The 14,048-nt window shown below is 72.3% G+C and carries 15 protein-coding genes and 1 pseudogene; 12 read left to right on the forward strand and 4 right to left on the reverse strand.

All coding sequences use genetic code 11. The features are described 5' to 3' along the window. Positions 1-120 precede the first annotated feature (120 nt). Positions 121-729, forward strand: a complete 609-nt coding sequence (locus tag LCH29_RS29080) for a hypothetical protein (protein WP_446464664.1) — start codon at positions 121-123, stop codon at positions 727-729. Between the two features lie 30 nt (positions 730-759). Here the strand turns inward: LCH29_RS29080 and LCH29_RS29085 are convergent, their stop codons facing one another. Then, a complete protein-coding gene (locus LCH29_RS29085; RefSeq protein WP_446464665.1) occupies positions 760-1,764 on the reverse strand; it encodes an aldo/keto reductase in 1,005 nt (334 codons plus the stop codon). A 125-nt stretch (positions 1,765-1,889) separates the two neighbouring features. On the opposite strand from LCH29_RS29085, the gene LCH29_RS29090 reads away from it, so the two are divergent. From LCH29_RS29090 to LCH29_RS29100, 3 genes and pseudogenes are all read left to right on the forward strand, one after another. Further along, positions 1,890-3,203: an MFS transporter gene (locus tag LCH29_RS29090; RefSeq protein ID WP_446464666.1), complete on the forward strand. Its 1,314-nt coding sequence runs from the start codon at positions 1,890-1,892 to the stop codon at positions 3,201-3,203. 10 nt (positions 3,204-3,213) lie between these two features. Then, a complete protein-coding gene (locus LCH29_RS29095) occupies positions 3,214-3,672 on the forward strand; it encodes a GNAT family N-acetyltransferase (RefSeq protein WP_446464667.1) in 459 nt (152 codons plus the stop codon). A gap of 68 nt (positions 3,673-3,740) precedes the next feature. Beyond that, positions 3,741-3,911 (forward strand): annotated as a pseudogene (locus LCH29_RS29100) (DUF4037 domain-containing protein); the annotation flags it as partial. Positions 3,912-3,983: 72 nt separating this feature from the next. Here the strand turns inward: LCH29_RS29100 and LCH29_RS29105 are convergent. Beyond that, complete coding sequence (locus LCH29_RS29105) at positions 3,984-4,226, reverse strand: hypothetical protein (protein ID WP_446464668.1); 243 nt, start codon at positions 4,224-4,226, stop codon at positions 3,984-3,986. Between the two features lie 81 nt (positions 4,227-4,307). Between LCH29_RS29105 and map the strand changes: the two genes are divergently transcribed. The 6 genes from map to LCH29_RS29135 all read left to right on the forward strand — a co-directional run bounded on the left by map (position 4,308) and on the right by LCH29_RS29135 (position 10,403). Further along, on the forward strand, positions 4,308-5,165 hold the full coding sequence (map, locus tag LCH29_RS29110; protein ID WP_446464669.1) for a type I methionyl aminopeptidase: 858 nt from the start codon (positions 4,308-4,310) through the stop codon (positions 5,163-5,165). A gap of 72 nt (positions 5,166-5,237) precedes the next feature. Then, complete coding sequence (locus LCH29_RS29115; protein WP_446464670.1) at positions 5,238-5,897, forward strand: biliverdin-producing heme oxygenase; 660 nt, start codon at positions 5,238-5,240, stop codon at positions 5,895-5,897. A 225-nt stretch (positions 5,898-6,122) separates the two neighbouring features. Further along, complete coding sequence (efeO, locus tag LCH29_RS29120) at positions 6,123-7,256, forward strand: iron uptake system protein EfeO (protein ID WP_446464671.1); 1,134 nt, start codon at positions 6,123-6,125, stop codon at positions 7,254-7,256. A 10-nt stretch (positions 7,257-7,266) separates the two neighbouring features. Further along, a complete protein-coding gene (efeB, locus tag LCH29_RS29125; protein WP_446464672.1) occupies positions 7,267-8,541 on the forward strand; it encodes an iron uptake transporter deferrochelatase/peroxidase subunit in 1,275 nt (424 codons plus the stop codon). A 31-nt stretch (positions 8,542-8,572) separates the two neighbouring features. Continuing rightward, positions 8,573-9,544: an iron uptake transporter permease EfeU gene (gene efeU / locus LCH29_RS29130; protein ID WP_446464673.1), complete on the forward strand. Its 972-nt coding sequence runs from the start codon at positions 8,573-8,575 to the stop codon at positions 9,542-9,544. After that, on the forward strand, positions 9,495-10,403 hold the full coding sequence (locus tag LCH29_RS29135; RefSeq protein WP_446464746.1) for a hypothetical protein: 909 nt from the start codon (positions 9,495-9,497) through the stop codon (positions 10,401-10,403). The genes efeU and LCH29_RS29135 overlap by 50 nt, the downstream gene beginning before the upstream one ends. 128 nt (positions 10,404-10,531) lie before the next feature. On the opposite strand, the gene LCH29_RS29140 is transcribed toward LCH29_RS29135, so the two are convergent. Continuing rightward, complete coding sequence (locus tag LCH29_RS29140) at positions 10,532-11,269, reverse strand: bifunctional DNA primase/polymerase (protein WP_446464674.1); 738 nt, start codon at positions 11,267-11,269, stop codon at positions 10,532-10,534. A gap of 169 nt (positions 11,270-11,438) precedes the next feature. Between LCH29_RS29140 and LCH29_RS29145 the strand changes: the two genes are divergently transcribed. Beyond that, positions 11,439-12,326: a glycerophosphodiester phosphodiesterase gene (locus LCH29_RS29145; RefSeq protein ID WP_446464675.1), complete on the forward strand. Its 888-nt coding sequence runs from the start codon at positions 11,439-11,441 to the stop codon at positions 12,324-12,326. Here the strand turns inward: LCH29_RS29145 and LCH29_RS29150 are convergent. Continuing rightward, a complete protein-coding gene (locus LCH29_RS29150) occupies positions 12,313-12,939 on the reverse strand; it encodes a TetR/AcrR family transcriptional regulator (RefSeq protein WP_446464676.1) in 627 nt (208 codons plus the stop codon). The genes LCH29_RS29145 and LCH29_RS29150 overlap by 14 nt on opposite strands. An 86-nt stretch (positions 12,940-13,025) precedes the next feature. Between LCH29_RS29150 and LCH29_RS29155 the strand changes: the two genes are divergently transcribed. Continuing rightward, complete coding sequence (locus LCH29_RS29155; RefSeq protein WP_446464677.1) at positions 13,026-14,048, forward strand: small ribosomal subunit Rsm22 family protein; 1,023 nt, start codon at positions 13,026-13,028, stop codon at positions 14,046-14,048.

Here is a 14,048-nt window from a genome sequence, read left to right on the forward strand (position 1 = left end):
AGCGTCAAGAGACGGCGCAATGAACAGTTGTCGCCGCGGCGCGCCGCGCATGCCCTCAAAGGGGTGAGTGCCCCCTATTTCCCCGGTAACCGCCCCTCGGGCACGGCAGGATCCGGACGCATGGACGCCGTACGGGTCGCGCTGCTGCGCGAAGTGCTCGCCGGAACCGAGTGGTTGCAGTCCACCCGCCGCTTCGCGGGCTCCCTGCGGGCCTCGGTCGGCTCGCGCGAGGGCGGGCTGCTGCTCGTGGGCAGCGCCGAGTACGAACCCTGGCACCTGGCCGCCCACCTCGACGACGAGGCCGCCTGGTCCGGCCTGCCCGAGCTGTCCCCCACCCTGGTCCGCCACCGGGTCCCGTCGGGCCGCGCGGTCCCGGCCCACCTGTCGGTCGGCCTGGGCCGCCTGGAGGCGGCGGGACGCGGCGAGACCCTCCTCGTCGTCACCCCCGGCGACCCGGGCGCCGGGCTGCTGGAGCGCGTCAACGACGCCCGCCGCGGCGGCGCCACCGTCCTCGCCCTCGACGGCGGCGACCCCGAACTGCACGCCCTGTCCCACGACGCGCTGTCCGCCCCCGAGGGCGCCGACCTCGACCTCGACACGGTCCAGCACCTGGTCAGCGCGGCCGCCGGGGAGAACACCCTGCCCCCACGCCCCGGCCGCCGCCGCATCCGCGACCGCCTGGCCCGCCTGGCCGACCAACTGACGTCCCCACCCCCACCGGGCTGGTGAGCGCGGTTCTTTCCCGCGGCGTCGCCGCCGCTATCCGCCGTGCCAGCCCGCGATCCGTTCGAGCATCCCGTACGGGTAGTTCGGCGTCGGCGGCGCGCTGGCCTCGGTGAGACGGGCCGTCGCTTCCTCCCCGAGGTGCAGCGCGGCCGCGGCGAGCGACTCGCGCAGCTGCGCCACGGTCCGCGCGCCGACGATCGGCGCGGTGACGCCCGGGCGGTCGGCGGCCCACGCCAGGGCCGCCTGACCTGGCGTCACGCCGTGCGCGTGCGCGACGTCGCGGAGCACGTCGATGACCGACCACACCTCTTCGGTGTTCCGCCGGTGCCACGCCTCGCTCGTCACGTCCTCGGCCCGGGCGACCCGGGTACCGGCCGGTGGACGCTGGTCGCGCCGGTACTTGCCGGTGAGCCACCCCTGCCCCAGCGGGCCGTACAGCAACGTGCCCAGCCCGGCGTCGACACCGGCCGGAACGACCTCCCACTCCACCGCACGGGCCAGCAGGCTGTACTGGATCTGCTGGGAGACCAGCGGCGGGCCGCCCCGCTCCCCCAGCAGCCGCGCGAGCTTGGCGACCTGCCATCCGGCGAAGTTGCTCACGCCGACGTGGCGGGCCTTGCCCGCGGTGACGATCTCGGCGAGGAACTCGACGATCTCGTCGACCCGGTGCTCGTCGTCCGGGCCGTGCACCTGGTAGAGGTCGACCCGATCGACGCCGAGCCGGGAGAGGCTGGCGTCCAGCGCGGTGCGCAGGTACGCCGGGGTCAGGCTCGCGCCGGGAAACCCGAAGCGGCCCTTGGTCGCGAGCAGGACGCGCTCGCGCACGCCCGGCCGGGCGCTCAGCCACCGGCCGACGATGCGCTCCGACGCACCGCTCCCGTAGAGGTCGGCCGTATCGATCAGCGTGCCGCCCGCCTCGACGTACACGTCGAGCATCTCGTGGGCCGCCGCCTCGTCCGTGTCCCCGCCGAACGTCATCGTCCCGAAGGCGAATCGGGACACGGCGGGTCCCGAACGCCCCAGCTGACGCGTTTCCATCCGCACTCCTTCCGTCGTCGCCCGACCCTGGCAATTGGAGTGCGCTCAAGGTCAAGGGCAAGGCCCCGTCCGCGGGGCGTAATTCGGTTGCCGTGCGCGTCGGCGCGGCCGGAGCATGTGCACTCATGACCGTGACCGCCGAGGACGACCCCACCCCGCCGGAACCCCCGCGGAGGCGCACCCGAGCGCTGCTGCCGGACCTCGCGCCCTGGCGCTCCTCCCGCGACTTCCGCCTCATGTGGACGGCGGGCCTGGTGACCGCCTTCGGCAGCTTCCTGACGATGGTGGCGCTGCCGCTCCAGATCAAGGAGCTGACCGGCTCCGCAGTGGCGGTGGGGGCGATCGGGGCGGTGGAGCTGGTTCCGCTGATCGTCTTCGGCCTGTACGGCGGGGCGCTCGCCGACGCCGTCGACCGCCGGAAGCTGATCCTCGCTACGGAGGCCGGGCTCGGGCTGCTCTCCGTCCTGCTGCTGGTCAACAGCCTGCTGCCGGACCCCATGCTGTGGCCGCTGTACGTGGTCGCCGCGCTGACCAGCGCGCTGATGGGGCTCCAGCGCCCGGCCATCGACGCGGTCGTGGCCCGTATCGTCCCGCACGACCAGCTCACCGCCGCGGCCGCGCTGAACTCGATGCGCTGGCAGCTGTCGGCCATCGCGGGCCCCTCGCTCGCCGGTGTGGTCGTCGCGTACGCGGGCCTGCCGCTCGCCTACGGCCTCGACCTGCTGACCTTCATCGCCTCCCTCGTCCTCTCGCTCGGCCTCACCCCGGCCCCGCCCGCCCATGACGCCGATCCGCCGTCGCTGCGGGCGATCGGCGAGGGCGCGCGGTACGCCTGGCGGCGCAAGGAGCTGCTGGGGACGTACGCGGTGGACATGGCCGCGATGTTCTTCGCCTTCCCGAACGCGATCTTCCCCTTCCTCGCCGACGACCTGGACGCCCCCTGGGCGCTCGGCCTGATGTACGCGGCGGGCTCGGTCGGCTCGGTGGCGGTCAGCGCGACCAGCGGCTGGACGTCCCGCATCCACCGCCACGGCCGGATGGTGGTCCTGGGCGCGGCGGTCTGGGGTCTGGCGATGGCCGCCGCCGGGTGGCTGTCGAACGTCTGGCTGGTCCTGCTGTGCCTGGCGGTGGCGGGCGGCGGCGACATGGTGAGCGGACTGTTCCGCGCCACGATCTGGAACCAGACGATCCCCCACAAGTTCCGGGGCCGCCTGGCGGGCATCGAACTGCTCTCGTACGCCACCGGCCCCCAACTGGGCCAGGTCCGCGCGGGCACCACGGCCGGTCTCACCGGCGCCCGGGCCGCTGTCTGGTCGGGCGGGCTGGCCTGCGTGGCATCGGTCGCCCTCCTGGCCCTGGCACTCCCCCGCCTGATGGCGTACGACGCGCGTACGGACGAGCACGCGAGAGCCGTCCGCGCGGCCGCGCCCCACCCGTAGTCTGACGATCATGGCGGACTGGGAGATGCGACCGGCGTCGGTGGCGGACGTCGAGGCGGTGGCCGAGCTGCGGGCCGTGGTGCTGCGGGCGGATCTGGAACGACTCGGGCGCTACGAGGAGCAGCGCGTGCGGCAGCGCCTGCGGAACGGGTTCGTTCCCGCGCACACCTGGGTGATCGAGGTGGGCGGCGCGTTCGCCGGCTGCGTGTCGCTGCGCCCGGCCGAGGACGCCCACTGGCTGGAGCACTTCTACCTGGCCCCGCACCTCCAGGGGAGCGGCATCGGTACGGCCGTGCTGCGCCGACTCCTGGAGCGGTGTGACCGCGACGGCACCCTGGTCCGGCTGAACGTGCTCCAGGGCAGTCCGGCCAGGCGGCTGTACGAACGGCACGGATTCGCCCTGGAGAGCGAGGACCCGGTGGACGTGTTCATGGTGCGTACACCGGCCTTGGGCGTACCCGACGAATGATCAACGCCGCCCGCCGGACGCGTAAAAGCCTTCGACCGACCGGACGCCGATGCGGCACCCTCCCCAGCATGACCACGCCGCCGCCCTTCGTCCCCGGGCTGGAGCTCTCCCGCCGCTTCTACCTCGAAGCCGTGCGGCCTTTGCTGGACGAGGCCGCCCCCGGGACGACGCACTCCGCCGCCCGCCTCGGCAGCGACTCGGAGGTCCTCGGATTCGATACCGCCCGCTCCGCCGACCACGCAACTGTCGGCGCTCGGCCCCCGCTGCCAGGAACCGACTCGGCACCCTGAAGGCGGCGTCGGCAATCACGCCTAGGGCGTGCCGCCCCGCGGGGCGTCGTCGCTCGGGGCGTCGTCCTGCCAGCGGGGGTCGTTCTGCCACTGGGCGTTCCGCTCCTGGGCCGTTTCGAGGGCGCGGGCGGCCTCCTCGGGGGTGCCGTACGGGCCCAGGCGGTCGGCCGCCCGGCATTCGGGGCCCTCTTCGACCTTGTGGTGCTTGACGCAGTAGTACCACTCGCCCGGCTTTCCGACGGGACCCTTCCTGAACAGCGCCATCCCGGCCTCCGTCTCGATAGCTCACGCCGCGGTCTTCCTCGCGGCCATGGTGCCCGATCCGGCGCCGATACACTCGCTGATATGTCTGGCCAGTCACTCCTTGTTCCGGGGAGCATCTCCCCCACCCGCCCCGTCCCCGCCTCGATCCCGCGGCCCGAGTACGTCGGGAAGGAGGGCCCCGCGCCGTATGAGGGGCCCGAGGTGCAGGACGCCGAAACGATCGAGCGCATGCGGATCGCGGGGCGGATCGCCGCGCGGGCGATGGAGGAGGCCGCGAAGCTGATCGCGCCGGGGGTGACGACGGACGAGCTGGACCGGGTCGCGCACGAGTACATGTGCGACCACGGCGCGTATCCGTCGACGCTCGGCTACCGCGGCTTCCCGAAGTCGCTGTGCTCCTCGGTCAACGAGGTCATCTGCCACGGCATCCCGGACACCACCGTCCTGCGCGACGGCGACATCGTGAACCTCGACGTCACGGCCTTCATCCACGGCGTGCACGGCGACAACAACGCCACCTACCTGTGCGGCGACGTGGACGAGGAGTCGCGGCTGCTGGTGGAGCGGACGCGGGAGTCGCTCAACCGTGCGATCAAGGCCGTCAAGCCGGGCCGGAAGATCAACATCATCGGCCGGGTCATCGAGTCGTACGCCAAGCGCTTCGGCTACGGCGTGGTCCGCGACTTCACGGGCCACGGCGTCAATACCTCGTTCCACTCCGGCCTGATCGTGCCGCACTACGACAGCCCGCACCACACGACCGAGATCAAGCCCGGCATGACGTTCACGATCGAGCCGATGCTGACGCTCGGCACGTACGAGTACGACATGTGGGAGGACGGCTGGACGGTCGTCACCAAGGACCGCAAGCGGACGGCTCAGTTCGAGCACACACTGGTGGTGACGGACACCGGAGCGGAGATCCTGACGCTTCCCTGAACCGGAGGTTTTGCCGACAGGGCGTCGGGAAAGGGTGGGGTCAGGTCGCCCCAACCCACCCCGGAGGCCGTCTTGGACGCCACGCCCACGCCGTTCTCCGCGCTCCTCCGCGCCGCCTCGCACGAGCAGCACACCCAGGTCGCCGGGTCGGCCTTCATGGGGGACCTGCTCGGCGGGCGGCTGGGCGTGGACGCGTACCGGCAGTACACGGAGCAGCTCTGGTTCGTGTACCGGGCCCTGGAGTCCACCCCCGGCCACCTCGCCGAAGACCCGGTCGCGGGCCCGTTCCTACGGCTCGACCTGGCCCGTACGGAGGAGCTGGAGCGCGACCTGACCCACCTCGGCGGCCCGCGCTGGCGCTCCGGCCTGGAGCCGCTGCCCGCCACGGCGGAGTACGCGGACCGCATAGCGGAGTGCGTGCGGGACTGGCCCGCCGGGCTGGTCGCCCACCACTACACCCGCTATATGGGCGACCTCTCCGGCGGCCAGATCGTCCGCGGGATGGCCGAGAAGACGTGGGGCTTCGACCGCAAGGGCGACGGGGTGCGGTTCTACGTCTTCGAGTCGATCCCCAACCCCGCCTCCTTCAAGCGCGACTACCGCGCCCTCCTGGACGCCCTGCCGGTGGACGACCTGGAGAAGCAGCGCGTGGTCGACGAGTGCAAGCACGCGTACGGCCTCAACACCGCGATCCTCCGCGACCTGGGCCGCCGCTTCCCGCTCAGCGCCTGAGCGGGGCCCCAGGACGCCCGGGCACCCCGGGACGTCACGTCTCTATAACGCCCTCATAATGCGAACCGGCCAATTGGCCGAATCTTTGCCATTCGCAAAGAGATTCTTGGAATTACCCGGCCGCCACACAGGCAAGGCTCAGTTAAGTTAGGTCCGCCTTATCGGGGCATTGACGCACCCTGCCCCGATGGGCCCGCCATGCCCCGAGCCACGTCTGGAGCCCGTATGAGAGCCGCCCGCACCTCCTTCGTCGCCGCGATATCGGCGCTGACGACGGTCACCGCCGTCGCCGGCTGCGCCGAGAAGACCGACGCCAAGGACTCCGACGCGGTGCAGGTCACGGCGTCGGACAGTGCGTGCAAGGTTTCCAAGACCTCGTTCCCGGCCGGACACGTGAAGCTCGCGGTGGAGAACAAGGGCTCCAAGGTCACCGAGGTCTACGTCTACGCCCCCGGCGACCGGATCGTCACCGAGCGGGAGAACATCGGGCCCGGCACCAAGGCCGTGATCAACGCCGAGGTGAAGTCCGGTTCGTACGAGATCGCCTGCAAGCCCGGGATGAAGGGCCACGGCATCCGCCAGAAGGTGTCCGCGACCGGGAAGGGCGCGGCGGCCGAGCGGGATCCGAAGCTGGACAAGGCGGTGGCCGCGTACCGCGCGTACGCGCAGAAGCAGGCCGACGAGACGCTGCCGAAGGCCCAGGCGTTCGCCGACGCGGTCAAGAAGGACGACCTGGAGGCCGCCAAGAAGGCGTACGCGCCCTCCCGCATCGGCTGGGAGCGCACCGAGCCGGTCGCCGAGTCCTTCGGCGACATCGACCCGAAGGTCGATGTGCGCGAGGACGGGCTGGAGAAGGGCCAGAAGTGGACGGGCTGGCACCGGCTGGAGAAGTCGCTGTGGCAGACGAAGAAGATCACCAAGGCCGACCATGACCTCGCCGACCAGCTGATCAAGGACCTGAAGGACTGGCGGAAGCGGGTCGGCACGGCCGAGATCACCCCCACCGGCATGGCGAACGGCGCCAAGGAGCTGCTGGACGAGGTGCAGACCGGCAAGGTCACCGGCGAGGAGGAGCGCTACAGCCACACCGACCTGGTGGACTTCGAGGCCAACGTCGAGGGCGCCGAGACCTCGTACCAGCTGCTCAAGTCCGTGGCCGGGAAGAACGACCCGGCACTGGCCAAGGACCTGGACAAGCAGTTCGCCGCGGTGAAGAAGCAGTTGGACCGGTACCGCGAGGGCGACGGCTTCGTTTCGTACGACACCGTCTCGGAGAGCAAGCGCAAGGAGCTGTCGGACGCGGTCAACGCGCTGGCCGAGCCGCTGTCCAAGCTCGCCGCCGCCGTCGTCGCGAAGTGAGGGGCAGGTCATGACCGACGAGGCCGCGCCCTCCACCAACGCACCTTCCCCCTCGCGCCGCGCCCTCATCGGCTGGGGCGGTGCCGGGCTCGCGCTCGGCGCCGCGGCCGCCGGGGGCACGGCCGCCGCGCTCGGCGGTACCGGCGACGACGCCCGGCCGGTGGGCGACAGCGGCGGCGCCGTCCCGTTCCACGGGGCGCACCAGGCGGGCATCGCCACCGCCGTCCAGGACCGGCTGCACTTCGCGGCCTTCGACGTCACCACCGACGACCGCGCCGAGCTGATCGATCTGCTCAAGGAGTGGACGAAGGCGGCGGCCCGCATGACGCAGGGGCACGCGGTCGGCGACGGCGCGGTCAGCGACCTGATCGAGGCGCCGCCGGACGACACCGGGGAGGCGCTGGGACTCAAGCCGTCCCGGCTCACCCTCACCTTCGGGGTCGGCCCCACCCTCTTCAAGGACAAGAAGGGCAAGGACCGGTTCGGGATCGCGGGGCGCCGCCCCGAGGCGCTGATCGACCTGCCCGTCTTCCCCGGCGACGACCTCGACGCGGCCCGCAGCGACGGCGACCTGTGCGTGCAGGCGTGCGCCGACGACCCGCAGGTGGCCGTGCACGCGATCCGCAACCTGGCCCGCATCGGCATGGGCAAGGTCGCCGTCCGCTGGTCGCAGCTGGGCTTCGGCAAGACGTCCTCGACCACCCCGGACGCGCAGACGCCGCGCAACATGATGGGTTTCAAGGACGGCACCCGGAACATCTCCGGCACCGACGCCGACGCCCTGAAGAAGCACGTGTGGGTGAGCGAGAAGGCGGGCCCGGCCTGGCTGGCGGGCGGCTCGTACCTGGTGGCGCGCCGCATCCGCATGCACATCGAGACCTGGGACCGCACCTCGCTCAAGGAGCAGGAGGACGTGTTCGGGCGGGACAAGGGCGAGGGCGCGCCGTACGGCAAGCAGCACGAGCGCGATACGCCCAACCTCAAGGCGATGCTGCCCGACGCGCACGTCCGCCTCGCCCACCCGGACTCCAACGGCGGCGTCCGCATCCTGCGCCGCGGCTACTCCTTCACCGACGGTACGGACGGTCTGGGGCGGCTGGACGCGGGACTGTTCTTCCTCGCATACCAGCACGACGTGCGCGAAGGCTTCGTACCGCTCCAGCGGCGGCTGGCGCGCACCGACGCGCTCAACGAGTACATCCAGCACGTGGGTTCGGCGCTGTTCGCCATCCCGCCGGGCGTCCGGGACGCGGACGACTGGTGGGGCCGGGCGCTGTTCACCTGACCGGACCGAGAACGAGAGGAAGGCGAACCCCGTGTTCGGCAACTACCTGATCGGGCTGCGCGAAGGGCTCGAAGCCAGCCTGATCGTGTGCATCCTGGTCGCCTACCTGGTCAAGACCGGCCGCCGGGACGCGCTGCGGCCGGTGTGGCTGGGCATCGGCGCGGCGGTCGCGCTGGCCCTGTCCTTCGGCGCGGTACTGGAGTTCGGGACCCAGGAGCTGACGTTCGAGGCGCAGGAGGCGCTGGGCGGCTCGCTGTCCATCATCGCGGTCGGCCTGGTGACCTGGATGGTGTTCTGGATGCGGCGCACCGCCCGCCACCTCAAGCACGAGCTGCACGGGCGGCTGGACGCGGCGCTCGCCATGGGCACCGGCGCGCTGGTGGCCACGGCGTTCCTGGCGGTGGGCCGGGAGGGCCTGGAGACCGCCCTGTTCGTGTGGGCCGCGGTGCGGGCGAGCAACGGCGGCTCGGCGGACCCGCTGATCGGAGTGGCCCTGGGCCTGGTCACCGCGGTGCTGCTGGGCTGGCTGTTCTACCGCGGAGCGCTGCGGATCAACCTGGCGAAGTTCTTCACCTGGACGGGCGGCATGCTGGTCGTGGTGGCGGCGGGCGTCCTCGCGTACGGCTTCCACGACCTCCAGGAGGCGAACTGGCTTCCGGGGTTGCACTCCCAGGCGTTCGACATCAGCTCCACGATCGCGCCGGACACCTGGTACGGCACGCTGCTCAAGGGCGTCTTCAACTTCCAGCCCGATCCCACGTGGCTCCAGGTCACAGTGTGGCTGCTGTATCTGGTCCCCACGCTGACCTTCTTCTTCGCCCCGGGTAGGGTGGCGCCGTCCAACGCAGCCCCGAAGGAGCCGCAGCCCCATGACACGCAGGTCACCCCGCCGGCCGTCCGTCCTTCCGAGCGCAGCGGCGGTGCTGGCGCTGGGGATGACGCTGACGGGGTGCATGACGGTGCACGGCGAGCGGGAGAACATCCCGTCGGTGGACAAGGCTGAGGCCGCCGAGGCGCTCAAGGAGTTCACCGCCACGTACAACAAGGCGTACCGCGAGCTGGATCCGTCCGTGGCGAGCGAGGTGGAGACCGGCCCGCTGGAGGCCATCAGCAGGGCCGACCTCAAGGCCCAGCACGCCAACTCCCCGCAGGGCAACCCGAACTACCCGGCGCTGAAGCTGTCGGACGCGACCTTCCACATCCCCCGGCAGATCGGGTGGCCGAAGTTCTTCGTGGCGGACACCGACAGCAACCGGGACTCCAACCGGTGGCTGGTCGTCTTCACCCGCCAGGGCGCCGACGACCCGTGGAAGGCCGCGTACCTGTCCATTCTCAGCCAGGACGAGGTACCGGCCTTCGCGACCGACAAGGACGGCTGGGCCAAGCCCGTCGAGGCCGCGGGCCCGGCACCCCGGCTCGCGGTCCGGCCGGACAAGCTGAGCCGCGACTACGCCGACTACCTGATGACGGGTAAGGGCGACACGTTCGCGGACGGTTCGGCGACGACGGGGCTCCGGGACTCGCGGGACAAGTTCAAGAAGACGCCGAAGTTCTGGACGCAGTACATCGACACCGCGGCGGCCGGTGGCGGCGCCGAGGCGCCGGTGGGCCTGCGGACGGAGGACGGCGGCGCGGTGGTCTTCTTCACCTCGCACCACCGCCAGAAGCAGACCATGGCGAAGGGCTTCCGGCCCAACCCGGACCCGCAGGTCAAGGCGCTGATGACGGGCGAGGCGAAGCGGGCGGTGACGCTGACCCGGGTCGCCGAGTCGGCCGTCCGCGTCCCGGCGAAGGACGCGGCCGACCCAAAGGTGGTCTTCCTGAACCGCCTGGAAGGCGTAACGGGCGCGAAGGGCGAATAACGGGTTGTGGGCAGCGGTTCCGCCGGTTTGTGGGCAATCGTCCCGCGGAGGGGGCACCTCCCAGCGGTAGCTGGGGGAGGAACGGGTGGGCACAAACCGGCCACCGGCCCGCACCCGGCAACGAAACCTCAGCGCCCTATCGGCCAAGCCGCACCCTCGTGCTCCTCCTCCGCCCCCGCGAGCACGCGACCGGCATCCGTCAACGCCTCCAACAGCGTCAATGGATCCGGCAACGGCCGCTCCGGCCCGAGGAGCCACGCCACCCGCCCATCCCCCGGCAACCGGGCCGGCGGCACGAGCACATAGCTGCCACGGCAGTGCCACCGCAGCCCCGGATGCTCGTCCATCGTCTCGGGATGGCAGTCCAGCTCGCACGGCCACCACTCGTCCTCGTCCTCCGGCGTGCCGCGCGTCGCCGTGAAGAACAGCATCCGCCCCTGCCGAAGATCCCCGCCGCTGGTCGCGATCGGCCCGACCTCGACGTCCGAGGCCCCCAGCCGCTCCAGGGCCTGCCGCCCCGCCTCGACGGGAACGTCGAGCACATCGTGGACGAGGCCGGTGGCGGTGATGAAGTTGGCCTGCGGATCGGCGCGCAGCCAGTGCCGCACCTTCTCCGGGTCGGCCGAGGCCTGGGTCGCCCAGGCGAAGGAGACGGGGTGCCGGGCGGGGGTCGGACAGCCGATGCGGTCGCAGGAACAGCCGTAGCCGGAGGGGTACGCGGCGGGCGCGAGCGGGAATCCGGCGGCGGCCGCGGCCATGAGCAGGTCCTCGCGGGCGCTCGCGGCGCCCGCCCCCGAGCCGGTATCGCCGCCCGTCGCGCTTCTCGACCGGCGCAGCCACTGGGTGAACCTGCTCTTGCGTTCCATCTATCGCCTCGCTTCACCGCCGCGACCGGCGGTACCGCCGGTACCCGATCAATGCTGCCACCATCCTGCTCCCGAGGTGACCGCTGTCCGCATCCGGGGTGACGACGGGACCCACGTCCGGGTGCCGATATCAGGACATAACCGAACGAGCACCCCTAGCGTTCCCTTTATGATCACCAGGTATTTTCTGACCGGTGTGGCGGTCCTCACCCTTTCCATACCGGCGGCCGTCCTGGCCTACCCCACCCCTCGCCCGGCCACCTCCCCCACCGCGCACCTGCCGGAACGACACCTCGGCGATCAGCCCGCCCCCGTCCCCGCACCCCCGCGGATCATCTACACGGCCCACCGCGGCGGCGCCCTCGAAGTGCCCGAGAACAGCATGGCCGGGCTGACCACCGCCCTGACCCGCAAGGACGCCCAGGTCCTCGACTTCGACATCCGCTCCCTGCGCGACGGCACGCTCGTCGTCATGCACGACGCGACGCTGGACCGTACGACGTCCCAGGCCGGGCCCGTGAACGCGCTGACCGCCGCCCAGTGGCGCGCCGTACGCCTTCGCCCCGCCCCCGCCCTGCGCGGCGTCTGGAAGCCCGAGCGGCCGCCGACGGTGGCCGAGGCGCTGGACCGGCTCGGCGGCCGCACCACGCTCATGGTCGAGACGAAGGACCCGGCCGGGCTGCCCGAGCTGGCCCGCATGATCCGCGACCGGGGCCTGACCCGCTCGGTCTACGTGAACTCCAACCACCCGGACGTCGCCCGCGAGGCCCACCGGATGGGGCTGCTGGCCCAGCTGTGGCGGTCCGCCCGGCAGATGCGCCACGACCGCCCGGGCGAGTGGCGCGGGGTCGTGGACCTGCTGGACGTCGACTACCGGGCGCGGGACGCGGACATACGGCGGGCCGTGGCCTCCGGTGTGCCCCATGTGTGGGCGCACACCGTCAACACCCCCGGGCAGCGCGACCGGATGGTGCAGCTGGGGTGCGACGGGATCATCACCGACGCGCCGAGCCTGATGATCACCACCCCCGTCCGGGTGCCGCTCAGCGGGGGCTGAGGCCGCGCAGCGCCATCTCGACCACGGCATCCGCGTACGCATGCGTGAGCGGCAGCGTCCGCAGCAGCCAGCGGGCCGTGACCGGGCCGGTGACCAGCTCCATGGCGACCCGCGGATCGAGGTCCGCCGCGACCTGTCCGGCCCGCTGGGCGGCGCGCAGCCGCTCCACGTAGAGCTGGACCGACGGCTCCATGACCCGGCTGACGAACTCCGCGGCGATCTCCGGGTTCACGATGCCCTCGGCGGCCAGCGCCCGGTAGGGCAGGTCGTACGTGGGCGACAGCAGCTCGTCCACCGTCGCGCGCAGCACGAACTTGAGGTCGGCCTCCAGGTCGCCGGTGTCGGGGAACGCGTACGGCGCCTCGCTCTCCGGCCCCTCCGCCTCCTGCGCGGCCCGCTCGCCGAGGGCGACGAAGGCGTCCAGCAGGACGGCCGCCTTGGAGGGCCACCATCGGTAGATCGTCTGCTTGCCGACCCCGGCGCGGGCGGCGATGGCCTCGATGGTGAGTCTGGGATAGCCCACTTCGGCGACGAGTTCGAGCGCGGCGTCGAGGATCGCGCGGTGCGAACGCTCACTGCGGCGGGTCGCGTTGGGAACTGCTTTTCCGGCCATGCCGGTCAATGTAGCGAAGGCGCCTGCTAGACGATACGCATCGTCTCCTGCCCTTTCCCCGCCGCCCACCCCGTAGAATCCACGGAATGCACGCCCCGCACGCCGCCCCCACCGCCGAGACGCTGCGCACCGCGCTCGCCGGGCTCCTCGACGGACTGCCGCCCCGCCAGGCGGCCCAGGCGGTCGACCGGCTGATCGCCAACTACCGGGGCCGCACCCCGACCGAGGCGCCCGTGCTGCGCGACCGCTCCGATGTGGCCGCGTACGCCGCGTACCGGATGCCCGCGACGTTCGAGGCCGTACGCGCCGCCCTCGACGCCCTCCGCGAGCGCGCCCCCGACTGGGCGCCCGCCACGCACCTCGACATCGGCGGCGGTACGGGCGCGGCGAGCTGGGCCGTGGCCGCCGCGTGGCCGGACGGGGCGCACAGCACCACCGTCCTGGACTGGGCCGAACCCGCCCTCGCCCTCGGCCGCGAGCTGACCCGGCAGTCCCCCGCCGCCCCGCTGCGCGACGCCCGCTGGCAGCGCCGCGCCCTCACCGCGGACCTCACCCTCCCCGACGCGACGGACCTCGTCACCGTCTCCTACGTCCTGGGCGAACTCACCCCGTCCGACCGCCGCGCGGTCGTCGGCGAGGCGGCCCGGACGGCCCAGGCGGTGGTCCTCGTCGAACCCGGCACCCCCGACGGCTATCTGCGCGTCCGCGAGGCCCGCGACCAGCTCGTGGCGGCGGGCCTCCACATCCTGGCCCCCTGCCCGCACAGCGACGCCTGCCCCATCGAACCGGGCGCCGACTGGTGCCACTTCGCGGCGCGGGTGAGCCGTTCGTCGCTGCACCGCCAGGTGAAGGGGGGTTCGCTGGGGCACGAGGACGAGAAGTTCGCGTACGTCGCGGCGAGCCGCTTCGCCGCCCCGGTGCCTGGTGGGACGCCCGCGTCGCGCGTCACCCGCCACCCCCAGACCCGCAAGGGCCAGGTCCTCCTGGACCTGTGCACCCCCGACGAAGGCCTCACCCGCCGCACCCTCACCAAGCGCCACGGCCCCCTCTACCGCGCCGCCCGCGACACCGCCTGGGGCGACACCTGGCCGCCGCCCGAGGAAGAGTGA

The organism is Streptomyces sp. BRA346 (genome assembly GCF_052851135.1).